Origin of the sequence: Janthinobacterium sp. SUN211 (assembly GCF_030587315.1) — a bacterium.
Lineage (GTDB): Bacteria > Pseudomonadota > Gammaproteobacteria > Burkholderiales > Burkholderiaceae_D > Janthinobacterium > Janthinobacterium kumbetense.
Window position 1 is genome coordinate 71,974 of the sequence record NZ_JAPWIC010000006.1, and the last position, 21,871, is coordinate 93,844.

The window sequence follows — 21,871 nt, forward strand, 5'->3', positions numbered from 1 at the left end:
GTGGCGTTCGTAAGAAAAAAGCAGGCCTCTTTGAGAGCCTGCTTTTTTTATGCCAGTTGCCAGCTTACCTTGCGTGCGCCGGCTTCATGCGCCCATCTGGCTGCGAGCCGCCCCTGCCGATCATGGCCACGCTGACGGCCGAGACGAGGGACGCGAACAGGATGTAGCCGACGATGTGCCACGGTTCGCCATTGCCCGTCTTCAGCAGGTAGGTGGCGATGATGGGCGTCAGGCCGCTGGCGAAGATGCCGGAGAACTGGTACACGAAGGAGATGCCTGTGTAGCGCACCTTGGCGTCGAACAGGTCGCAGAACAGGGCCGCTTCCGGGCCGTACACGGCCGAATACAGCACGCCCAGCGGGATGATCACGGAACACCACAGCAGCAGCGGATTGTCGGCGTGGTTGAGCATGATCCAGAAGGCGGGGATGGCCGACACGCCCGTGATCAGTGAACCCCAGAAAAATACCTTGGTGCGGCCGATGCGGTCCGACAGGCGACCGAAGAACGGGATGCAGAAGCACATCACGACGGCGGACGCCATCACGCCCATCAGCGCTTCCGTGCGGGCGATCTTGATGGTATTGGTCAGATAGGTGATGGAAAACACGCCGAAGATATTGAAGAACACGCCGTCGATATAGCGCGCGCCCATGCCCTTCAAGACGTTGCCCGGGTAGCGTTTCAGCAGGTCGAAAAACGGAATCTGCGTCTCCGCGTTCTTTTCCTTGACGGCCTGGAATTCCGGCGTTTCCATCACGTTCAGGCGTATCCACATGCCGATGAAGACGAGGGCGGCCGACAGGATGAAGGCCACGCGCCAGCCCCAGGACAGGAATTGCGCATCCGTCAGGCTGTACGACAGAACCGCCACCACGCCGGAGGCGAGGCACAGGCCGATGGCCAGGCCGATCTGCGGCAGGCTGGCATAGAAGCCGCGCTCCTTCTGCGGCGCATATTCATACGCCATCAGCACGGCGCCGCCCCACTCGCCACCGAGGCCGATGCCTTGCAGCACGCGCAGGAACAGCAGCAGGCCGGGCGCCCAGTAGCCGATGTGGTCATACGTGGGCAGCACGCCGATCAGGAAGGTGGAGATTCCCATGATCATCAGGGTCATCACCAGCATGCTCTTGCGGCCGATCTTGTCGCCGAAGTGGCCGAAGATCACGCCGCCGATGGGGCGCGACAAAAAGCCCACGGCGAAGGTGCCGTAGGCCAGCATGGTCGAAACGAGCGGATCGTCGCCCGGGAAATACAGCTTGCTGAACACGATGCCGGCGACGACGCCGTATAAAAAGAAGTCGTACCACTCGATGGTGGCGCCGATCACGCTGGCCATCACGACTTTCCGTAGCTCTTTGGCTTTTTTCGGATTGTTGGGATTGTTGTCCATATCTAGTCTCCAATCGATATCGATTATGTATTTTTTGATGCTGGGCTGCTTGCCGAGTCATTGGGGGCGGGCCGGTCTGTCCGCCGTTGGCATCCTCCTTGCTGGGAATGGAACGGGTGGGTCAGGCCGCCTGCGGCAGCCGCACGGCATCCGCCAGGATCATGTCGGCGGCTTTTTCGGCGATCATGATGGTGGGCGCGTTTGTGTTGCCCGAGACGATTTCCGGCATGATCGACGCGTCGACCACGCGCAAGCCCTGCAAGCCGTGCACGCGCAGGCGATCGTCGACGACGGCCAGCGCGTCATGGCCCATCTTGCAGGTGCCGCTGGGGTGGTAGATCGACTGGCTGAAGCGCCGCGCCGCATCCAGCAGTTCTTCATCCGTCTCGAATTGCGGGCCGGGTACGAACTCGGCAATGATGTGCGGCGCCAGCGACGGCGCGGCGGCGATGCGGCGCGCCACGCGCAGGGCGGCGATCGCCGTGCGCTGATCGCGCGGGTCGGACAGGTAGTTCGGGTAGATGCCCGGATAGGCGAGCGGGTCGGCGGACTTGATCGACACGTGGCCGCGGCTGTGCGGTCGCAGCTGGCACACGGACGATGTAAAGGCGGAAAACGGATGCGCGCCTTCGCCCGGCTTGTCGGCGCTCAGCGGCTGCATGTGGAACTGGATGTCGGGCCGCTCCACCTCGGGAGAGGATTTGGTAAATACCGTCACCTGGCTGGCCGCCAGGGTCAAAGGACCGGAGCGCGAAAACACATATTGCATGCCCACCCACAGCTTGCCCCACAAGCTGTTGACTTCATCGTTCAGGGTTTTCAAGCGCGTCTTGAAGACGAGGCGGATTTGCAAATGGTCTTGCAGGTTCTGCCCCACGCCGGGCAAGTCGTGCACCAGCGGCACGCCGACTTCCTCGAGCAGGGCGCGCGGACCCACGCCCGAGCATTGCAGGATTTGCGGCGAGCCGATGGCGCCCGCGCATAAAATCACTTCGCCGCTGGCGCGCGCCTGGCGCAGCTGGCCATCCTGGCGGAATTCGATGCCGACGGCGCGCTTGCCCTCGAACAGCACGCGCGTGATCTGCGCGCGCACTTCCACGCGCAGGTTGGCGCGCTTGCGGGCCGGCCGCAAAAAGGCTTTCGCCGTGCTCCAGCGCAAGCCCTTGCTGGCCGTCTGCTGGAAGTAGCCCACGCCTTCCTGCGTGGCGCCGTTGTAATCGGCATTGAAGGGGATGCCGCTTTCCGTGGCGCCAGCAATAAAGTGTTCGGCGATGGGGCGGCGCAGGCGTAGGTCCGATACTTTCAAGGGACCGCCCACGCCGTGGTAATCGCTGGCGCCCCGTTCCTGGTCTTCCGATTTTTTAAAGTAGGGCAGCACCTCGGCATAGCTCCAGCCAGCGTTGCCCAGCTCGGCCCAGCGGTCGTAGTCCTCTTTCTGGCCCCGCACATACAGCAGACCGTTGAGCGAGCTGGAACCGCCCAAGACCTTGCCGCGCGGCCATTGCAGCTGGCGCCCGGCGATGCCGGCGTCCGCTTCCGTGCGGTAGCACCAGTCCAGATTCGGGTCGTGCATGGTCTTGAAATAGCCGACCGGCACGTGGATCCAGGGATTGTTGTCCTTGCCGCCCGCTTCCAGCAGCAATACCTGATTGTTGCTGTCGTGCGACAGGCGGTTGGCCAGCACGCAGCCGGCGGAACCGGCGCCGACAACGATGTAATCATAGTGTGTTTGCAACATTGCTCTTGTCTCCTGCGTTGCGGTATCGCGCCGCCTCGGCGGGCGTTTTTTGCGATACACTGGTATTTATTGATTATTTTTGGAACGTCTTGTTCCATTTATAAAAGACGTGCAGCACCGGGACAAGCGGAAACAGCCGCATACGCGAGAGGTGAAACAGAACATGCATGATGCGTTTCAAAAACGGCCGGCCGAGGCCGAAGAAGGTAGTCAGGCGGCGTCCAGCACGGCGGCCAGCCATGGCGACGAGGCGCGGGGATTGCGCGTGCTGCGCCTGATCGAGCACCTGGCCAGCGCCAGCCAGCCCTTGACCCTGTCGCAGCTGGCCGCGCGCATGCAGGTGCCCAAGGCCAGCATGATGCGGCTGCTCGATACCCTGGAACAACATGGTTATGTGCTGCGCACGCCCGTGGGACGCGGCTACGTTCCCGGTGCCGCTTCCACCAACCTGGCGCTGGCGACCCTGCGCAACAATGCCCTGATCCGCGTGAGCCGCAGCATCCTGGGCAGCCTGGTGGCGGCCACGGGCGAGACGTGCAATCTGGCGATTCCCGAGGGCAATGCGATCGTCTACGTGGACCGCGTGGAAACGCAGGAACCGCTGCGCCTGCACCTGGTGCTGGGCACGCGCGCGCCCATGCATTGCACGGCGAGCGGAAAATTATTCCTGGCGCATATGAATTTGCTGGAGCGGCGCGAGTTGCTGGCCATGCTGACCTTGCAGGCGCGCACGCCGAAAAGCATCACCGATCCTGCCCTGCTGGAACGCGAGATCGTGCGCATCGCCCGCCTGGGCATCGGCATCGACGACGAGGAATTCGTGCATGGCATGGTCGCCGTGGCCGTGCCCATCTGCGCGGCCGACGGGCGCATCGTGGCGGCCATCGCCTGCCACGCGCCTGTGGCGCGCAAGTCCGTGGAGCAACTGCTGCAGCACGTGCCGCAATTGAAGGAGGCGGCCGTCAAGTTGCGGCCACTATTGCTGGCGGAAAACAGCTAGGGTTTCAAGACCTTGGCCACTTTCGCCGCGCGCAGGCGGAACGCATCGGGCATGCCCGAGCCCAGCAGCGGGCGCAGGTACAGCCGGAAGGCATCCGTCACGTCCGTGCCGCTGGCGCTGATGAATTCGTCTTCCATGGTGCGCGTCTTGCCCGCCACATCGGAAAGTGGCAGCAACTCGTAATCGACGGAATAAAAGCCCGTGCGCTTGATGGCGACGGAACCGTCGCGCTCGCCCCACATGGCGAATTGCACGGCTTTTTCGCCTACTTCGCGGGCTTCGCGTTGATCTACATCAGAGACGCAGCCGATGAAGGAGCGCTGCAGATAGCCGAAGGTATCGCCGCGCACGCGCTTGATGCCCAGTTTCGCCTTGATTTCGTCGCACAGCAGGTCGGCCAGCGCGCCCGTGCCGGACAATTGCACATTGCCGTGTGCATCGCGCTCGACCGCATTGCCCGCCTGTGTGGCCAGCAGGCTGGCGATCGGCTCGCCTGATGCATCGTGGATGCCTTCCGAGACGGCGATCACGCAGCGGCCATGTTTTTCATACGTGGCCTTCACGTCGGCGAGGAATTGATCCAGCGCAAAGACGCGCTCGGGCAGGTAGATCAGGTGCGGGCCATCGTCGGGGAACTTCTTGCCCAGCGCCGAGGCGGCCGTCAAAAAGCCCGCGTGGCGCCCCATCACCACGCCCACGTAGACGCCGGGCAAGGCCGCGTTGTCCAGGTTGGCGCCGGCGAACGCTTGCGCGACGAAGCGCGCGGCCGAGGGAAAGCCGGGCGTGTGGTCGCTGCCCACCAGGTCGTTGTCGATGGTTTTCGGGATGTGGATGCAGCGCAGCGGATAACCGGCCTTGTGCGCTTCCTCGCTGACGATGCGCACCGTGTCGGACGAGTCATTGCCTCCGATGTAAAAGAAGTGTTCGATCTCGTGCGCGCGCAGCACTTCGAAGATTTGCTGGCAGTAGGCAATATCGGGCTTGTCGCGCGTGGAACCGAGGGCCGAGGATGGCGTGGCGGCCACCAGTTCCAGGTTGTGGCTGGTCTCCTGCGTCAGATCGACGAACTCTTCATTGACGATGCCGCGCACGCCGTGCAGCGCCCCATACACGCGCGTGACATGTTGAAAGCGCCGCGATTCGAGCACCACGCCCACCAGCGACTGGTTGATGACGGCGGTGGGGCCGCCCCCTTGGGCGACAAGAATTTTTCCAGACGGCATGGGATTTCCTCGTAAATGGAACGGCCCTCCAGCCTACTCCTTTTTTGCCGGGGCGTAGTTTTTTCCGATAGTTCTGTCGCGGAATTTCTCCATTTCATCCCTTGGCCTGGATGCGCTGTTATTCCGGCGCCCGGATATGCTCGACCAGCCCCGTGCTGCGGCGCCCAGGCGCCGGCGTCAGCCAGCTGACCAGTACGGCGGCAGCCAGGCCGGCCGGCACGCCGAAGATGCCGGCGGAAATGGGCGCGATATGAAACCATTGACCGCTGGCATTACCGCCCAGCATGGTGCTCGTGTGCAGCATGTAATACAGGCACACGCCAAAGCCCGCCAGCATGCCGGCCAGCGCGCCCTGGTGGTTGGCGCGTTTCCAGAACACGCCCAGCACCAGCGGCGGAAACAGGGTGGAGGCGGCCAGGGAAAAGGCCACGCCCACAAGCGACAAAATGTCCGCCGGCTTTTGCGAGGCCGCATAGGCGGCGATGAAGGCCACGGCCAGCAGCAGCAATTTCGAGATCGTCACGCGCTTTTGCGTCGAGGCCGTGGGATCGACCACCTTGTAATAAATGTCGTGCGACAGGGCGTTGGAGATGGCCAGCAGCAAGCCATCGGCCGTCGACAGGGCGGCAGCCAGGCCGCCGGCCGCCACCAGGCCGGAAATCACGTAGGGCAGGCCGGCGATCTCGGGCGTGGCCAGCACCAGCACGTCGGCGTCGATGGAAATTTCCGCCAGCTGCACGATGCCGTCGCGGTTGACGTCGACGATGCTGATCAGGGGGCTGAGCTTGTCCACGTTGGCCCAGTAGGATACCCAGGTGGGCAGGTTCGTGTATTGCGTGCCCACCAGCGCCGAGTAAATATCGTATTTGACCAGCACGGCCAGCGCTGGAATCGTGAGGTAGATCAACAAGATGAAGAACAGGGTCCAGAAGACGGAGACGCGCGTTTCGTGCACGGACGGCGTGGTGTACGATCGCATCAGGATGTGGGGCAGGGCGGCCGTGCCCAGCATCATGCAGAACACGAGGGCCAGGAAATTGTTGCGCTTGATGTCGGATTGTTCCCGGTCGGCGGCGGGAAACGGCTGCGCGTGCGGAATGATCGGTTCGGCGCGTTTCTGGTTCTGCGCCTGTGCCGCCTGCCACAGCACGCGTGCCTCGTCCGGACTTTTCGGATAGGCGATCAGGTAACGTTCCGCGTTGCGGATGTCGAACAGCGAAGCATTGCGCTGGCGCAAACTATCGAGCTGGCGCTGGGCCGTCAGATGGCCTTGTTCCCAGGAAGCGGGCAAGCCGTCGATGCGCGCCTGGTAGCTTTGCGCGCGCTGGCGGAAGATGGCGCGCACTTCGTTTTCTTTCGGGTCCGTTTCCAGCACGTGTTCGCGCGCGCTCAGTTGCGGCAGCACCTTGCCGTAGGCGATCTGCGGCACGGGATTGTCCGCATGCTTGACCGACAGCCACATGGCGGGAATCAGAAAGGCGACGAGGATGATGATGTACTGCGCCACCTGCGTCCAGGTGATGGCGCGCATGCCGCCCAGAAAGGAGCAGACGAGGATGCTGGCCAGGCCCAGGAAGATGCCGACGGAAAAATCCACGCCCGTGAAGCGCGAGGCGATCAGTCCGACGGCATAGATCTGCGCCACCACATACGTAAACGACACGATGATGGTGGCGGCCACGGCCACCACGCGCACGCTGGCGCCCCGTTTGTCGGTGCCGCTGCCGTAGCGGGCGGCGAGGAAATCGGGAATCGTGTACTGGCTGAACTTGCGCAGGTAGGGCGCGATCAATAGCGCCACCAGGCAATAGCCGCCCGTCCAGCCCATGATGAAAGCCAGGCCGTCGAAGCCGTTCAGGTACAGGCCGCCGGCCAGGCTGATGAAGCTGGCCGCCGAAATCCAGTCGGCGGCCGTGGCCATGCCGTTGAACATGGCCGGCACCCGGCGCCCCGCCACATAGTATTCGGTGACGTTCGAGGTGCGGCTGATGACGCCGATGGTGGCGTACAGGGTGATGGTGACGAGCATGAACAGGTAGCCGATCCACGCGCGCGGCATGCCTTCCTGTTCCAGTACCGACAGGGCCAGCAGGAAGGCGGCGAATCCGGCGGTAAACAGCAGGTAGTAGCGGCACAGGCGCGCAAAGAAGCTGCGCTGGCTGCTCATGCTTGCTCCTCTGCATGAAAAGCCCGGTCGAGGCGCCGCATGCGCCAGGCGTAGAAGGCGATGATGGCCAGGTAGACCAGTGAGGCGCCCTGGGCCGCCATATAAAAGGGCAGCGGCCAGCCGAACAGGTTCAGATGCAACAGCTCGCGCGCATAGAACACGGTCAGGAAGCCCGTCAGCAGCCAGACCAGCAGCAGGATGGCCGTCAGGCGCCGCGTCTTGCGCCAGTGCACATCGAGGCGCGCCTGCAGCTCGGGGCTGGGCGTGCGCGCCGGCCGCGCGGGAGGAGCGGGTGGGCTCGGCTTATCCATACGTGATGTCATCCTCTTCTGGCGCGTCCGGCAACAGCAGGGCGATGCTCAGGCGCAGCAGGGTGCCCGGCAGCTTCGGCGACTGCGCGCGCGGATTGTTAAAAATATCGACTTCGGCGCCATGCTGCTGAGCAATTTCGCGCACGATGGCCAGGCCCAGGCCGCTACCGTCGACATTGCTGCCGAGAATGCGGTAAAAGCGTTCGAACACGTGCGCCCGCTCCGCTTGCGGTATGCCGGGGCCCGTATCTTCCACTTCCAGGATGGCCAGTTCCAGGGTGCTGCGCACGCGCACCGTGACGCTGCCGCCAGCCGGCGTGTAGCGCAAGGCATTGTCGATCAGGTTGCTCAGCAGCTCGCGCAGCATCATGGCATTGCCGGAAATCAAGATCGAATACGCGGGCTGCTCGAAGCCCAGGTCGATATGCTGGGCAAACGAGGCTTGCACCCAGTCTTGCACCACGCCGCGCGCCAGTTCGCTCAACTCGATCGGTTCGAACGCCGTGCCGGCCTGCGGCTGGTTTTCCGCGCGCGCCAGGGCCAGCAACTGGTTCACCAGGCGCGTGGCCGCTTCCGAACTTTTCGCCAGTTGCAGCAGCGAGCGGTGGATTTCGTCGTGGTCGGTCTGGCGCAGGGCCAGCTCGGATTGCATGCGCATGCCGGCCAGCGGCGTTTTCATCTGGTGCGCGGCATCGGCGATGAAACGTTTCTGCATGTCGATCGACAGCGACAGCCGCGCCAGCATCTCGTTGAGCGAACCGACCAGCGGCGTGATTTCCTCGGGCACCTGGCCCGATTCGATGGGCGACAAATCGTCGGGCGGGCGGGCGCGTATGCGCTCCTGCAATTGCGCCAGCGGCGACAGGCCGCGCGCCAGGGCAAACCAGACTAGAGCCAGGATCACGGGCAGGATGATGAACTGCGGCAAAATCACGCCCTTGATGATTTCATTGGCGAGCTGGGCGCGCTTTTCCAGGGTTTCCGCCACTTGCACCAGCGCGCGGCTGGGTTCATCGTCGTTGCCGGAAGGAATGTCGAGATAGCTGAACGCCACGCGCACGGGCGTGCCGTGGATGGTGTCGTTGCGAAACAGCACCATGCCGCTGCGGTATTTGTCGGGGTCTTGCGGCGGCGGCAGATCGCGGTCGCCGTTCAGGTATTCGCCGCGCGGGCCCACCACCAGGTAATACAGAGTGTCGACATCGTCGCCGCGCAGGAAGTCGCGGCCCTTGCCGTTTTTGTCCGGCACGTGGCGCAGCATCGCGCCATCGGCTTGCTTGACCTGCTGCGTCAGCACCGTCACGCTGTCTTCCAGCGCATGGTCGAACGGTTGATTGGCGATGCTCTTGGCCACCAGATAGGTGATGGCGATGCTCATCGGCCACAGCAGCAGCAAGGGCGCCAGCATCCAGTCGAGGATTTCGCCGAACAGCGAATGCTCGATGGTGTCATCCTGCTCCGTGGTGGGCGGCTCGAACCAGTCGTCGTCGTCCGCCTCGTCCGCTGGCGCCTCGCGCACCTTCACTTGCTGGCGGGGCCGCTGGCCGGGCTTGCCGATTCGCCCGCTTCGGCGTTCAGGCGCGCCGCTTCCGAGTATTTTTCCAGGCAATAGCCGAGGCCGCGCACGGTGGCGATGCGCACGCCGCCCACTTCGATCTTCTTGCGCAAGCGGTGGACATACACTTCGATGGCGTTGTTCGATACTTCTTCGCCCCATTCGCACAGGTGGTCGACAAGTTGCTCTTTTGAAACGAGGCGGCCCGTGCGGCCCAGCAGGATTTCCAGCAAGCCCAGTTCGCGCGCCGACAGGTCGAGCATCTGGTCGTTGATGTAGGCGCTGCGCCCCACCTGGTCGTAGCTGAGGGGGCCGTGCTTGATGATGGTGGCGCCGCCGCCGGCGCCGCGGCGGGTCAGGGCGCGCACTCTTGCCTCCAGTTCCGACAAGGCGAACGGCTTGGCCATATAATCATCGGCACCGAGGTCGAGGCCATTCACGCGTTGCTCGATGGAATCGGCGGCCGTCAGGATCAGCACGGGCAGCAGCGAGGCGCGCGCGCGCAGGCGGCGCAGCACTTCCAGCCCGGACATCTTGGGCAAGCCCAGGTCGAGGATCAGCAAGTCGAATTCCTGGGTGGACAGGGCCGTATCGGCCTCTTGCCCGGTCTTGACGTAATCGATCGCATAACCGGACTGGCGCAGCGAGCGGGTCAGGCCATCGGCCAGCACGCTGTCATCTTCGGCAAGTAAAATACGCATGGTGCACTTCCTATGCTTGCGACGGTAGAAGCTTGTATTGTGTTTCATTTTCCGCAAGGTGGCGAATTTTTGTGAAAAACAGGGTTGTATTGATCTGTTTCAAAACAAATCCACGTTCCGCTTGCATTGATCACTGTTTTTTTATACAGTACTGTCTGTGTAAAGAATTTAACCCACTGGCGCTATCGCAGGCCGACCGATTCACGTGAATCGTCGACTGTAGAACGGCTGAAAGAACATATGGACGATAAAAAAGCTGTAGTACCCGCATCGGAAAAAGCCAAGGCGCTCGCCGCCGCACTGGCGCAGATCGAGAAGCAGTTTGGCAAAGGTTCGGTCATGCGCATGGATGCCAGCGCACCGATCGAAGAAGTGCAAGTCGTGTCGACCGGTTCGCTCGGCCTCGATATCGCGCTGGGCGTGGGCGGCTTGCCGCGCGGCCGCGTGGTGGAGATCTACGGCCCGGAATCGTCGGGTAAAACCACCCTGACCCTGCAAACCATTGCTGAAATGCAAAAACTGGGCGGCACCTGCGCCTTTATCGATGCCGAGCACGCGCTCGACGTCGGTTACGCGCAAAAGCTGGGCGTGAACCTGCATGAATTGCTGATCTCGCAACCGGATACGGGCGAGCAGGCGCTGGAAATCTGCGACGCCCTCGTGCGTTCGGGCAGCGTCGACCTGGTCGTCATCGACTCCGTGGCCGCACTGACGCCACGCGCCGAGATCGAAGGCGACATGGGCGATTCCCTGCCGGGCTTGCAAGCCCGTTTGATGTCGCAAGCCCTGCGCAAGCTGACCGGCTCCATCAACCGCACGAATACCCTGGTCATCTTCATCAACCAGATCCGCATGAAGATCGGCGTGATGTTCGGCAGCCCGGAAACGACCACTGGCGGCAATGCACTGAAATTCTACGCCTCCGTGCGCCTGGATATCCGCCGTACCGGCTCGATCAAGTCCGGCGATGAAGTGATCGGCAACGAAACCAAGGTCAAGGTCGTCAAGAACAAGATCGCGCCACCGTTCAAGGAAGCGCACTTCGACATCCTGTACGGCGCCGGCACCTCGCGCGAAGGCGAAATCCTGGACCTGGGTTCGGATGCCAAGATCGTGGAAAAATCCGGTTCGTGGTACAGCTACAACGGCGAACGCATCGGCCAGGGCAAGGACAACGCCCGCGCCTTCCTGCAAGAGCGTCCGGCGCTGGCCCGCGAGATCGAAAACAAGGTCCGCGCTTCGCTGGGCGTGCGCGAACTGCCGCCGCTGGCTGCTGAAAAGCCGGAAAAAGCGGATAAAGCTGCCGACAAGGCTGCCAAGGCTGCGGAAGCCAAGGCCGCCGAGTAAGCGACAGTGGCGGGGCCAGCCTGGCCCGCCGGCGGCAGCTTGCCGCATAAAAAAGTTCTACAATGATTGCCGCCCTGCGCCTGTGCGCCTGGCGGCAATTGTGTTTTCAGTCCGGTGTGGTAAAGATGGGATATGGGTATGGCAGCGGTACAACTAAGCCTGAAAGGCAGGGCGCTACGCTTTCTGTCGATGCGCGAACACAGCCGCATGGAATTGCGGCGCAAGCTGCAGCGCCATGCGCAGGAAGGCGACGATGTGGAAGCCTTGCTCGACAGCCTGGAGCAAGCCAACTGGCTGTCGCAGGAGCGTTTTTCCGAGTCGCTGATCCATCGCCGCTCGGCCCGCTTTGGCAATAGCCGCATCATGGCGGAATTGCAAAGCCATGGCATCGGGGGCGAGGCGCTGCAGGAACTCAAGGCGGGCCTGGCCGAAGGGGAAGTGGCGCGCGCCTGCGAAGTGTGGCGCCGCAAATTTGGCGAAGTGGCGCAGGATGCCGAGCAGCGCAACAAGCAGATGCGCTTCCTGATGCAGCGCGGCTTTTCGCAGCGCGCCGTGCAAGCGGCCTTGAAGGGGCGGGAGCCCGAGGACGACTAGGCGGCTGGCGCGCTTCTGCGAGCTTTCGTGCCGTGCCGGCGGCCCGCTCTGGCCGCGCTGTGTTCCATCTACAACAGTCCGCACGATGCCCTGCTTGCGTGCGCGGGCCAGTCGGCCTTGCTGTTTGTCCATGTTTTCTTTGCAGGATTCTGCTTCTGTCATCGCCCTGTCAAGCCAGCGGCGTATTGTTGCGCTGCACGTCGTGAGCGCTGCCTGCGCCGTGCGATCTCGGCGCGGTGGCGGCAACTGGATGCGGTTCGCGGCCCCAGGTGCGCATATCTATCATCACTGAATGTGATAACAGCGTAAATTTCCATGTGCTTTCTTTATACTTTGAAATGTTTTTATCGAAGCAATGAAAAATTATGTTGCGGCGCAACCAGCGCCCAGTGTGCTACACTTTTAGGGTTTTTGCGGCGCCGCAGGTGCGGTTGCTGTTCGTAGAAGCTGCGAACAGAGTGCTTTAGGCACATGGCTGCTTACTAAATTATGGCCGCGCAAGCGGCATCGGTCTTATGCCCCTGTCAACTCCCGTATCCCGGCGCGCCCTCCGGCACTCCCGCGTTATCGACGTCCAAGCGTATGTGCGCGACGACGGCCTGTGGGATATTGACGCCCGTATCACCGATATCAAAAGCTATGACGCGACCCTGGCCTCCGGCCCCCGTCCCGCCGGCTCCCCCCTGCATGACCTCCACTTACGCATTACCGTCGATCGCGAACTGACCATCGTCGAGGCCGAAGCCGCCTCCGATGCCGTGCCCTATCCCGGTTTTTGCGATACCATCGGCCCCGCTTACAGAGCGCTGATCGGTCTGAATTTATTAAAGAATTTCCGCCGCGACTTGAAACAGCGCCTGGCGGGAATCGCCGGCTGTACCCATTTGACCGAACTGGCGCAAGTCTTGCCGACTGCGACGGTTCAGGCATTTGCCGGCGATGTCTGGTCGACCCGTGACGGTGCGAATGCTGACTTGTCGCATGAAAAGCCGTTTCAACTCGACAAATGCCACGCCCTGCGCACCGATGGCGGGGCGGTTGCACAGTATTACCCGCGCTGGGTAGCCAAAGCGTGACCCCGGCGCTCTGTTTTTCCTGTTTTTTTTGCACCACTAACCGTATTTTTACACATCAGTATCAGAAGGGAAGCCAGCATGAAAATCCATGAGTATCAAGCCAAAGAAATCCTCCGGCAATTCGGAGTGACGGTACCACGCGGTATTCCGTGCATGTCCGTCGAAGAAGCCGTCAAGGCTGCGGAAACCCTGGGCGGCCCGGTGTGGGTTGTCAAGGCGCAGATTCACGCAGGTGGCCGCGGCAAGGGCGGCGGCGTGAAAGTGGCAAAATCGATGGAACAGGTCAAGGAATACGCTGACCAGATCATGGGCATGCAGCTGATCACGCATCAGACCAGCGCCGAAGGCCAGAAAGTCAACCGCCTGCTGGTGGAAGAAGGCGCCGACATCAAGCAAGAACTGTACGTTTCGCTGGTCACCGACCGCGTCACCCAGAAAATCGTCCTGATGGCGTCGTCCGAAGGCGGCATGGACATCGAAGAAGTGGCCGAGAGCCACCCAGAGAAGATCCACCACGTCACCATCGAGCCAAGCGTTGGCCTGACCGATGCCCAGGCAGACGACATCGCGACCAAAATCGGCGTGCCTGCCGGTTCCATCGTCGACGCCCGCGTCAACCTGCAAGGCCTGTACAAGGCATACTGGGAAACCGATTGCTCGCTGGCCGAAATCAATCCGCTGATCGTCACCGGCAGCGGCAAGGTCATCGCCCTGGACGCCAAGTTCAACTTTGACCCGAACGCCCTGTTCCGTCATCCGGAAATCATCGCCCTGCGCGACCTGGACGAAGAAGATCCAGCTGAAATCGAAGCGTCGAAATTCGACCTGGCCTACATCTCGCTCGACGGCAACATCGGTTGCCTGGTGAACGGCGCCGGCCTGGCCATGGCCACCATGGACACGATCAAACTGTTCGGCGGCGAGCCAGCCAACTTCCTGGACGTCGGCGGTGGCGCCACGGCAGAAAAAGTGACCGAAGCGTTCAAGATCATGCTGAAAAACCCAGGCCTGAAAGCCATCCTGGTGAACATTTTCGGCGGCATCATGCGTTGCGACGTGATCGCCGAAGGCGTTATCGCCGCGGTGAAAGCCGTTTCGCTGAACGTACCGCTGGTGGTGCGCATGAAGGGCACCAACGAAGATCTGGGCAAAAAGATGCTGGCCGATTCCGGTCTGCCTATCATCGCAGCCGACACCATGGAAGATGCAGCCAAGAGCGTCGTTGCCGCCGCTGCCGGTCAAGCTTAATTAAGGAATCAACATGTCCATTCTGATCAATAAAGATACCAAAGTTGTTACCCAAGGGATCACCGGCAAGACCGGCCAGTTCCACACCCGCGGTTGCCGCGACTACGCGAACGGCAAAGCTGCCTTCGTGGCAGGCGTGAACCCGAAGAAAGCCGGCGAAGATTTCGAAGGCATTCCTATTTTCGCTAACGTTACCGAAGCGAAAAAAGAAACCGGCGCCAACGTTTCCGTCATCTACGTGCCGCCAGCAGGCGCGGCAGCGGCGATCTGGGAAGCTGTCGAAGCTGAAATGGATCTGGCCATTTGCATCACCGAAGGCATTCCTGTCCGTGACATGATGGCCTTGAAGGATCGCATGGCCAAAGCCAACAGCAAAACCTTGCTGCTGGGCCCTAACTGCCCAGGCTTGATCACGCCAGACGAAATCAAGATCGGCATCATGCCAGGTCACATCCACAAGAAGGGCCGTATCGGCGTGGTTTCGCGTTCGGGCACCCTGACCTATGAAGCAGTGGGTCAGCTGACCGCACTGGGCCTGGGCCAATCGTCGGCAGTCGGCATCGGCGGCGACCCGATCAACGGTCTGAAGCACATCGACATCATGAAGATGTTCAATGACGATCCAGATACCGACGCGGTCATCATGATCGGCGAAATCGGCGGTCCGGACGAAGCCAACGCGGCTTATTGGATCAAAGACAACATGAAAAAACCGGTCGTCGGCTTCATCGCTGGCGTAACGGCTCCTCCAGGCAAGCGCATGGGCCACGCCGGCGCGCTGATCTCGGGCGGTGCCGATACGGCACAAGCCAAGCTGGAAATCATGGAAGCTTGCGGCATTACCGTCACCAAAAACCCGTCGGAAATGGCGCGTCTGCTGAAAGCCATGCTGTAATTCCAGCCCGGTCACCGCAGTACAAAAAAGGAGCTTCGGCTCCTTTTTTTTGTCCGCAAGACAGGCCGCATCCCGGCCCAGGACGACGGCGCTGGTCCGAACCGGCCAAAATGTGTCGCTTTTCTTTCCACGTGTGCCGCCGCTGCCCGGGCGCGCCGCTGGCATGGCGCTTGCACCATGCACGGCGTGGGCAATGCACAATGGGAGGATACGATGCGCGCGCAAAGCGGATTTACCCTGATAGAACTGATGATCGTGGTGGCCATCGCCGGCATCCTGGCGGCCGTGGCCATTCCCCAGTATGGCGACTACACGATGCGGGCCAAGGTCAGCAATGTGCTGGCGGCCGCCGCGCCACTGAAGACTGCCGTGGCCCTGTGCGTGCAGGAAAACGGCGGGCTGGCCACCGCCTGCAGCACCCCTACCCAGGCCGTGCCCAGCGCCATCCCCTTGTTCAGCCCGACGCGCGAAGTGGCGAGCGGAAAGGTCGACAAGGGTAATATCGAGCTGACCCTGGCGGGCGACATGGGCAGCGGCGTGGGCGGCCAGACGGTGAGCATGGAGCTGCAGCTTGGCTCCAGCAGCCTAAGCTGGTTCAACAGCACCAGCGTGACGAATGCTGCGGCCAAGGAGGCCATTACCAAGAATAATATTCCGAAAGTGGTGGCGACGCAGTGAGCGGCGCCTGCCGCGCTAGTATCAGACGATTTTTTGCCGGTCCGCGATCAGCGCTTCATAGGTGAGGTTTTGCAGCAAGGTGTAGTGGGTCGGTTCCAGGTCGATGAATTGCACGCCATACGTATAGATTTCCGCCACCTCGGCGGCGTGGCCATTCGACGGCTTGCCCACGCTGACGTTCTGGATGCGCGCGCGCGTGTTGACGCGCATCTGATGCTTGTTCGGCTGCACCAGCAGGGTAAAGCTGAGGGCCACGCCGTCGTCGTCCGGCGTGAGCATGCTGGGCGCCTCGATCAGCGCGCCCGAAACGCTGAGGTTGACGATGAACACGGGCACGGCCGCCACATCGCGGTAGCTGAGCTGCGCCGGGATGTCCACTTTGACGCGCATCGCCGTGCGCAGGCTGGTGCCCTGGATGGCGTCGGGAAAGCTCAGGTGGACATAATTGAGCGGACGGCCAAAGATGCGCAGCACGCTGCAGGAAAACGAACACACGGTGACGCCGGAAAACACGCGGATGGTCAGCTTGTCGCCCTCGTTGAGCATGATGGCGGCGCCGTTTTCCATGGGAATCTTGACGATCAGGTACTCATCTTTCACATAGCCGATCAGAGTCGAGAAATGCTGGATGGGTTTGATGGTGCGGTGCGTGATGAACTGGATGCGTCCACCCACCTGCAGATTCATGGCCTCGAATTCGAAGTCCTGGAGCTTGGTTTCCGCGGCGGGCTTGTTGCTAGTCATGCGATGCTCATCTGGATATGGTCGACTCGCAGTATGCATGATTTCTTGATGAAAAAGCATTTATATCAATGAAATTCATATTGGCATCGAAAAATGCCATGCGCGCGTGCCGGTGCAGGATTCAGGCTTTACAATTGCATCAATATTAACGAATGTAAATCTTATGCCGCGAAGTTACTTCTGGACGATGTTGTTCTTGATCTTGCATCAAATCGACGCTGCCTACTGGAAAGAGTGGGAGATGTTTCATGTGCCGGGCGGCGTGCAGGGTTTTCTGGTGTTTAACCTGGCGGCGATTGTCCTGGTGCTGGCCGGTTACCGGCATGTGCTGCTGAACACCCCGCAGGCGAGCCTGTATGCGGCAGTGTGCGCCGCGCTGGGCGTGGGAACGTGTTTGATCCACGCCGGCTTCGCGCTGGCAGGGCAGGAACAGTTCCACTTGCCCCTATCCGTGGCCATCATCGTGCTGTGCCTGGCATGCGCCGTGTGGCTGCTGCGCGACTTGCGCCGCGTCAAGGTGACGCGGCCAGTGCCCGTCTGAAGCGGTGGCGTCTTACACCTCGGCGTGCCAGTCGCCCGATTTGCCGCCATGCTTTTCCAGCACGCGCACGTTCGTCATGACCATGCCCCGGTCGACGGCCTTGCACATGTCGTAGATCGTCAGCAAGCCGATCTGCACGGAAGTGAGTGCTTCCATTTCCACGCCCGTCTTGCCCGTCGTGTCGACCTGGGCGCGGCAGTGCACGCTGTTGGCCGCCTCGTCCACTTCAAAATCGACGGTGACGCGCGTGAGGGCCAGCGGGTGGCACAGGGGAATCAGGTCGCTGGTGTGCTTGGCGCCCATGATGGCGGCGATGCGGGCGATGCCCAGTACGTCGCCCTTCTTGGCGGTGCCGGAAATAATCAAGGCCAAGGTGGCGGGCTGCATGCGGATGGTGCCGGCGGCCACGGCGCTGCGGCGCGTGTCTTCCTTGCTGCCCACGTCGACCATATGGGCCTGGCCCGTGGCGTCGAAATGGGTCAGTTCCCCGGCGGGGGCTTGCTTGTCTGCTGTTGTCATGGCGTCAAAATAGGTGAGGAGTGGGGGCGCGGCAGGCCTGACCACGACGCCATGCCACTGGCATGGCGCATGCTTGTTGCGTGGGAATGGGCGCCGCGAACAAGGTATGATAGCACCCGTGAATTCAAAAACTCTTCTTCCGATCGTCCTTGAAAACGCCGGCGCGGCATGGCTGCGCAGCTCCCGGTGCGCGTCGGTGCTGGCTGCATTGTGGCTGGCGGCACCCTGTGCGCTGGCGCAAACCTATACCTCCGCGCCTGCGGCGCCGGCTGCCGGCGTGGCGGCCAAGCCGGCCGGCAGCTGGACGCCGCTGGCCGTGCCGCCGGCGCCGAATCTGCCGAACCTGGGCGATACGTCGCGCGAAGACCTGTCGCCGGCGATGGAGCGCAAGATCGGCGAGGAAATCATGCGCGGCATCCGCGGCGACCGCGACTACCTCGACGATGCGCCCTTGCTGGAGTACCTGAATACCTTCGGCAACGCCCTCGTGGCGGCGCGCCCCAGCGTGCGGGGCGAAACGAATTACGACTATTTTTTCTTTGCCGTGCGCGATCCCCAGTTGAACGCGTTTGCCTTGCCGGGCGGCTTCATCGGCGTGCACTCGGCCCTGGTGCTGGCGGCGCAAACGGAGGCGGAACTGGCTTCCGTGCTGTCGCACGAGATCGGCCATGTGGCGCAGCGCCATATCGCGCGCATGCTGGGCCAGCAGCGCCAGGATGCCCTGATGCCGCTGGCCGCCATGTTGCTGGCGGCGCTCGCTTCGCGCGCGGGAGGCGACGTGGCCATGGGCGTGTTTGCCGCCGGCCAGGGCCTGGCCATCCAGCGCCAGCTCAATTTCGGCCGCGACGCCGAACGCGAGGCGGACCGCATCGGTTTCCAGATCATGGGCGAAGCCGGTTTCGACACCACCGGCATGGTGGCCTTCTTCGGCCGCATGCAGGCGGCCAGCCGTTCGTACAGCGACCTGATGCCCGCCTATCTGCAGACCCACCCGCTGACGACCGAACGCATCGCCGACATCCAGGCGCGCATCCGCGAGCAGCCGTACAAGCAGCGTGCCGACAGCCTGAGCTTCCACCTGGCCCGGGCCCGCGCCCGCGTGCTGCAGGATGAGAGCGTGCAAGGCTTGTTGAATGCCAAGGCTCTCTTCAAGACGCAGCTGGAACAGCAAAGCCGTTTCCAGGTGACGGCCGCCCATTACGGCCTGTCCTTTGTTGCCGTCAAGCAGGGCAAGCCTGTGGAAGCGCAAAAGGAACTCGATGCGGCCAATGCGGCCCTGCACCAGCCGGCCGGGCCGAATGTGCTGACGTCGGGCGGCACGCAGGGCCCTAATTCGCTGCTGGCGGCGATGGGGCTGGAAGTGCTGTTGATGCCGGCGCAAAAGAAGGAAGTGGCGCAGCAGGCCCTGAAGGCGGCGGACGCTGCGCGCCAGCAGTTTCCCCTGTCGCGCGGCATTGCCCACCAGTATGCGGAAGCGCTGATGGCTGCCGGCAAGCTGGAGCAATCCACGCTGTATTTGCGCGAGCAGGTGCAGCTCTACAAGGAAGAGCCGGAACTGTATGATCTACTGGCGAAAGCCTATGCGGACCAGGGCAAGATGACCTTGCAGCACATGGCGCTGGCCGAATCCTACGTGCTGCAGGGCGCCACCATGGCCGCGCTGGACCAGCTGACGATCGCCCGCAAATCGACGGACGCGACTTTTTATGACCAGGCCGTGATCGATGCGCGCGAGCGCGAGTTGCAGGAAAAACGCCGCGAACAGATCAAGGATCAGAAGGGTTAGCGCTTACCCGGCTTGCGGCGCCTGCTGGAAGCCGAAGGTCTGCGCTACGCTGGCATAGGCCAGCGGCTGCACGGCAATCTCCTTGCCTGCATGCAATATGGTCAGCTTGCCCCGCTGTTCTTCCAGCCACGCCAGCAAGGCGTCGTCGCTGGCTTGCCGGCCGTCGATGCGCAGCGCGGGCAGCACCTGGGCCATGTCGCGGTCATCCACCTGCGCGACGATGTCGCCGTGGTGCAAGATCAGCGCGCCGTTATCGCACCAATACGCTTGCTCGATCTGTTCCAGCGGCGCACCCGTCTGCAAGACAAAACCGTGCTGCGGGTCGCTGCGGGCGATGTAGGGCGTCGCTTCCAGATTCACGTACACGCGCTGCGGGCCATTCTGGAAAAACCAGCAACCGCGTTCGTCCTGGGCGTAATTGCGGTTGATAAAGCTCAACAGGGCGGTGTGGGCGATCTTGTCGCCCGGCAATTTTTGCTGTTGCGCCTGCTGGTCGCGCATGCGCCAGTGGCCGCGCGCGTCCAGGCCCAGCCAGCCGTAGCAGTGGGGCACGTTCGGCCATTTGGCCAGGGCCTGCTTGACGAGTTCATCCATGTGTAGCGTTTTCCGTGTGAGTGCGCGCATCGCCAGCGTGACAGGTTTGCGGCGCCGATGGCGCCGTGTTGCCGCCTTCAAAAAAATGCATCAGGCGCTGCGGCAGCCAGCGTGTGCTTCCCGGCAATTTGCCTGCCGCAAAGCCGACGTGGCCGCCGTGGCGCGGATACTCGAGGGTGACCGTCGGCGCGGCGCTGCGCGGCAAGAAGCGTCCGGGCAGGAAAGGATCATTTTGCGCATTCAGTACCAGGGTCGGCACGGTAATGTCCGGCAAGACGTGCTTGGCGCTGGCGCGGTGCCAGTAATCGTCGGCGTCGCGGTAGCCGTGCAGGGGCGCCGTGACGACGTCGTCGAAGGCGTGCAGGTCGCGCGCGGCCAGCATGGCGTCGCGCGCAAACAGGCCGGGAAACTGTTCCAGCTTGGCCAGGCATTTCGGTTTCAAGGTGTTCAGGAACATGCGCGTGTAGAGCCGGTTGGCGCCGGAAGACAGGGCCTTGCCCCCTTGCGCCAGATCAAGGGGGGCGGACACGGCCGCCGCCGCATCGACGAAATCGGCCTGGTGCTGCGACTGGCCCAGCCAGCACAGCAAGGCATTGCCGCCCAGCGAGACGCCGGCCGCGTAAAACTTGCCGGTGGCGCGCGGGCGCAGTGTGCGCACGACCCAGTCCACTTCCTGCGCATCGCCCGAGTGGTAAAAGCGCGGCGCCAGGTTGGCTTCGCCCGAGCAGCCGCGGAAATGCGGCACGGCGCCCGACCAGCCGCGCGCGGCCACCTCGGCCATCAGGGCGCGCGCGTAATGGCTGTTCGACGAGCCTTCCAGGCCGTGGAACAGCACCACGAAGGGCTGGCCCGGCTGGCCGTCGACCAGGTCGACGTCGACGAAGTCGCCGTCGGGCGCTTGCCAGCGTTCGCGGCGGAAGGCCACGGCCGGCTTGGCGAGGCACACGGCCGGATAAATCGTCTGCGCGTGGCCGCCAGGCAGCCAGAGCGGGGCAGTATAGGAAAGAGACAAAGACATCAGTGCAGGATCTGCGCCCCCGTGGCGTCTGCCGGCGCGCCGCCCGGCGCGATGGAGGCATGGTGCAGCACGATGCGCCAGCCGCGCGGCGTTTTCACGTACACATTCGTTGCCAGCAGATGCGCCGGACCGCCTTCTTCCTGGGTGACGCCTTCGATCACCGTGTGCACCGAACTCATCAAATTGTGCGTTTCATGCAGCTGCGCCGGCACGATGTGCAGGCCGCCGCCCGCCAGGATGGTTTCCCACGAGGCGCGGATGGCGGCATGGCCGATCAGGCGCGCGCCGCCCGGGTGGATGCAGACGATCTCTTCATCGTCGGCCCACAGCGCCATCAGCGCTTCGAGGTCGGCGCGGTGCAAGGCATCGTAGAACGCCGCTTCGACTTCCGCGGCGCTGCCATTGAGTTCTTTCAGACGTTTCATGACGACTCCGGGCTGGTCGGTATAACTTGATACAAATAAAAACGGCGCGCTGGTGGCGCGCCGCTGGGCAGTTTTTTAATGGTGGCCGGCGCTGGCGCCTTCCTTCAGGGTGTAGGCCGTGCCGCAGTACGGGCACTTGGCGATACCGTCCTTGTTGAATTCCAGGAACACACGCGGATGCGACGACCACAGCGGCATGGCCGGGTTAGGGCAGTGGGCTGGCAGGTCTTTACTGTCGAGTTCGACCGCTGGCTGGGTGGTTTTTGTCATCTTGTCATGCTCCGTGAGGCTGTATGGAAGGAAGTCGGCTGCTGC

Annotated in this window: 22 protein-coding genes; 9 read left to right on the plus strand and 13 right to left on the minus strand. The window is 62.6% G+C overall.

From position 1 onward, the window contains the following. Positions 1-64 precede the first annotated feature (64 nt). Together O3301_RS20155 and O3301_RS20160 are read right to left on the minus strand one after the other, a co-directional pair. On the minus strand, positions 65-1,396 hold the full coding sequence (locus O3301_RS20155; protein WP_289903303.1) for an MFS transporter: 1,332 nt from the start codon (positions 1,394-1,396) through the stop codon (positions 65-67). A 121-nt stretch (positions 1,397-1,517) separates the two neighbouring features. Continuing rightward, positions 1,518-3,134 (minus strand): GMC family oxidoreductase, encoded by a 1,617-nt coding sequence (locus tag O3301_RS20160; protein WP_305057304.1) that lies wholly within the window; start codon positions 3,132-3,134, stop codon positions 1,518-1,520. Positions 3,135-3,297: 163 nt separating this feature from the next. Here O3301_RS20160 and O3301_RS20165 point away from each other — a divergent pair, with 163 nt between their 5' ends. Further along, the gene (locus O3301_RS20165) at positions 3,298-4,134 is read left to right on the plus strand and encodes an IclR family transcriptional regulator (protein WP_305057305.1); all 837 of its coding nucleotides are present in this window, start codon (positions 3,298-3,300) and stop codon (positions 4,132-4,134) included. On the opposite strand, the gene O3301_RS20170 is transcribed toward O3301_RS20165, so the two are convergent. The 5 genes from O3301_RS20170 to O3301_RS20190 form a co-directional block, all read right to left on the minus strand. Then, positions 4,131-5,357, minus strand: coding sequence for a 6-phosphofructokinase (locus tag O3301_RS20170; RefSeq protein WP_251350117.1), 1,227 nt, complete (start codon positions 5,355-5,357; stop codon positions 4,131-4,133). The two genes, O3301_RS20165 and O3301_RS20170, sit on opposite strands and share 4 nt — an antisense overlap. A 118-nt stretch (positions 5,358-5,475) precedes the next feature. Then, the gene (locus O3301_RS20175) at positions 5,476-7,524 is read right to left on the minus strand and encodes a sodium:solute symporter family protein (RefSeq protein ID WP_289912932.1); all 2,049 of its coding nucleotides are present in this window, start codon (positions 7,522-7,524) and stop codon (positions 5,476-5,478) included. Beyond that, positions 7,521-7,835 (minus strand): DUF4212 domain-containing protein, encoded by a 315-nt coding sequence (locus O3301_RS20180; protein ID WP_305057306.1) that lies wholly within the window; start codon positions 7,833-7,835, stop codon positions 7,521-7,523. Before O3301_RS20180 ends, O3301_RS20175 begins: the two co-directional genes overlap by 4 nt. Beyond that, a complete protein-coding gene (locus O3301_RS20185) occupies positions 7,828-9,354 on the minus strand; it encodes a sensor histidine kinase N-terminal domain-containing protein (protein WP_369812215.1) in 1,527 nt (508 codons plus the stop codon). The genes O3301_RS20180 and O3301_RS20185 overlap by 8 nt, the downstream gene beginning before the upstream one ends. A gap of 2 nt (positions 9,355-9,356) precedes the next feature. After that, positions 9,357-10,091, minus strand: coding sequence for a response regulator transcription factor (locus O3301_RS20190; RefSeq protein WP_034746066.1), 735 nt, complete (start codon positions 10,089-10,091; stop codon positions 9,357-9,359). Between the two features lie 240 nt (positions 10,092-10,331). Here O3301_RS20190 and recA point away from each other — a divergent pair, with 240 nt between their 5' ends. The 6 genes from recA to O3301_RS20220 all read left to right on the plus strand — a co-directional run bounded on the left by recA (position 10,332) and on the right by O3301_RS20220 (position 15,929). After that, on the plus strand, positions 10,332-11,438 hold the full coding sequence (gene recA / locus O3301_RS20195) for a recombinase RecA (RefSeq protein WP_071321836.1): 1,107 nt from the start codon (positions 10,332-10,334) through the stop codon (positions 11,436-11,438). 138 nt (positions 11,439-11,576) lie between these two features. Further along, positions 11,577-12,032 carry a recombination regulator RecX gene (gene recX / locus O3301_RS20200; RefSeq protein ID WP_305057307.1) on the plus strand — a complete coding sequence of 152 codons (456 nt, stop codon included), beginning with the start codon at positions 11,577-11,579 and terminating at the stop codon, positions 12,030-12,032. Positions 12,033-12,547: 515 nt separating this feature from the next. After that, positions 12,548-13,108 (plus strand): DUF2889 domain-containing protein, encoded by a 561-nt coding sequence (locus O3301_RS20205; protein WP_077408684.1) that lies wholly within the window; start codon positions 12,548-12,550, stop codon positions 13,106-13,108. A 78-nt stretch (positions 13,109-13,186) separates the two neighbouring features. After that, a complete protein-coding gene (gene sucC / locus O3301_RS20210) occupies positions 13,187-14,356 on the plus strand; it encodes an ADP-forming succinate--CoA ligase subunit beta (protein WP_034788653.1) in 1,170 nt (389 codons plus the stop codon). Positions 14,357-14,369: 13 nt separating this feature from the next. Next, complete coding sequence (sucD, locus tag O3301_RS20215; protein ID WP_034746085.1) at positions 14,370-15,251, plus strand: succinate--CoA ligase subunit alpha; 882 nt, start codon at positions 14,370-14,372, stop codon at positions 15,249-15,251. Positions 15,252-15,464: 213 nt separating this feature from the next. Continuing rightward, positions 15,465-15,929, plus strand: a complete 465-nt coding sequence (locus O3301_RS20220) for a pilin (protein WP_289912936.1) — start codon at positions 15,465-15,467, stop codon at positions 15,927-15,929. Between the two features lie 21 nt (positions 15,930-15,950). Here O3301_RS20220 and O3301_RS20225 read toward each other — a convergent pair whose 3' ends face one another. Continuing rightward, positions 15,951-16,673 carry a flagellar brake protein gene (locus O3301_RS20225; RefSeq protein ID WP_305057308.1) on the minus strand — a complete coding sequence of 241 codons (723 nt, stop codon included), beginning with the start codon at positions 16,671-16,673 and terminating at the stop codon, positions 15,951-15,953. 163 nt (positions 16,674-16,836) lie between these two features. On the opposite strand from O3301_RS20225, the gene O3301_RS20230 reads away from it, so the two are divergent. Continuing rightward, entirely contained in the window at positions 16,837-17,214 is a 378-nt protein-coding gene (locus tag O3301_RS20230; protein WP_369812216.1) for a DUF6713 family protein, read from the plus strand. A 12-nt stretch (positions 17,215-17,226) separates the two neighbouring features. On the opposite strand, the gene moaC is transcribed toward O3301_RS20230, so the two are convergent. Further along, entirely contained in the window at positions 17,227-17,733 is a 507-nt protein-coding gene (gene moaC / locus O3301_RS20235; RefSeq protein ID WP_305057310.1) for a cyclic pyranopterin monophosphate synthase MoaC, read from the minus strand. 196 nt (positions 17,734-17,929) lie between these two features. Here moaC and O3301_RS20240 point away from each other — a divergent pair, with 196 nt between their 5' ends. Beyond that, positions 17,930-19,519 carry a M48 family metalloprotease gene (locus O3301_RS20240; protein ID WP_305057311.1) on the plus strand — a complete coding sequence of 530 codons (1,590 nt, stop codon included), beginning with the start codon at positions 17,930-17,932 and terminating at the stop codon, positions 19,517-19,519. Positions 19,520-19,522: 3 nt separating this feature from the next. Here O3301_RS20240 and O3301_RS20245 read toward each other — a convergent pair whose 3' ends face one another. The 4 genes from O3301_RS20245 to O3301_RS20260 form a co-directional block, all read right to left on the minus strand. Then, a complete protein-coding gene (locus O3301_RS20245; protein ID WP_305057312.1) occupies positions 19,523-20,113 on the minus strand; it encodes a DUF2946 family protein in 591 nt (196 codons plus the stop codon). Next, positions 20,106-21,131, minus strand: coding sequence for a YheT family hydrolase (locus O3301_RS20250; RefSeq protein WP_305057313.1), 1,026 nt, complete (start codon positions 21,129-21,131; stop codon positions 20,106-20,108). The genes O3301_RS20245 and O3301_RS20250 overlap by 8 nt, the downstream gene beginning before the upstream one ends. Continuing rightward, positions 21,131-21,556, minus strand: a complete 426-nt coding sequence (locus tag O3301_RS20255; protein ID WP_034780622.1) for a nuclear transport factor 2 family protein — start codon at positions 21,554-21,556, stop codon at positions 21,131-21,133. The genes O3301_RS20250 and O3301_RS20255 overlap by 1 nt, the downstream gene beginning before the upstream one ends. Before the next feature lie 75 nt (positions 21,557-21,631). Continuing rightward, complete coding sequence (locus tag O3301_RS20260) at positions 21,632-21,826, minus strand: zinc-finger domain-containing protein (protein WP_034780619.1); 195 nt, start codon at positions 21,824-21,826, stop codon at positions 21,632-21,634. Positions 21,827-21,871 lie beyond the last annotated feature (45 nt).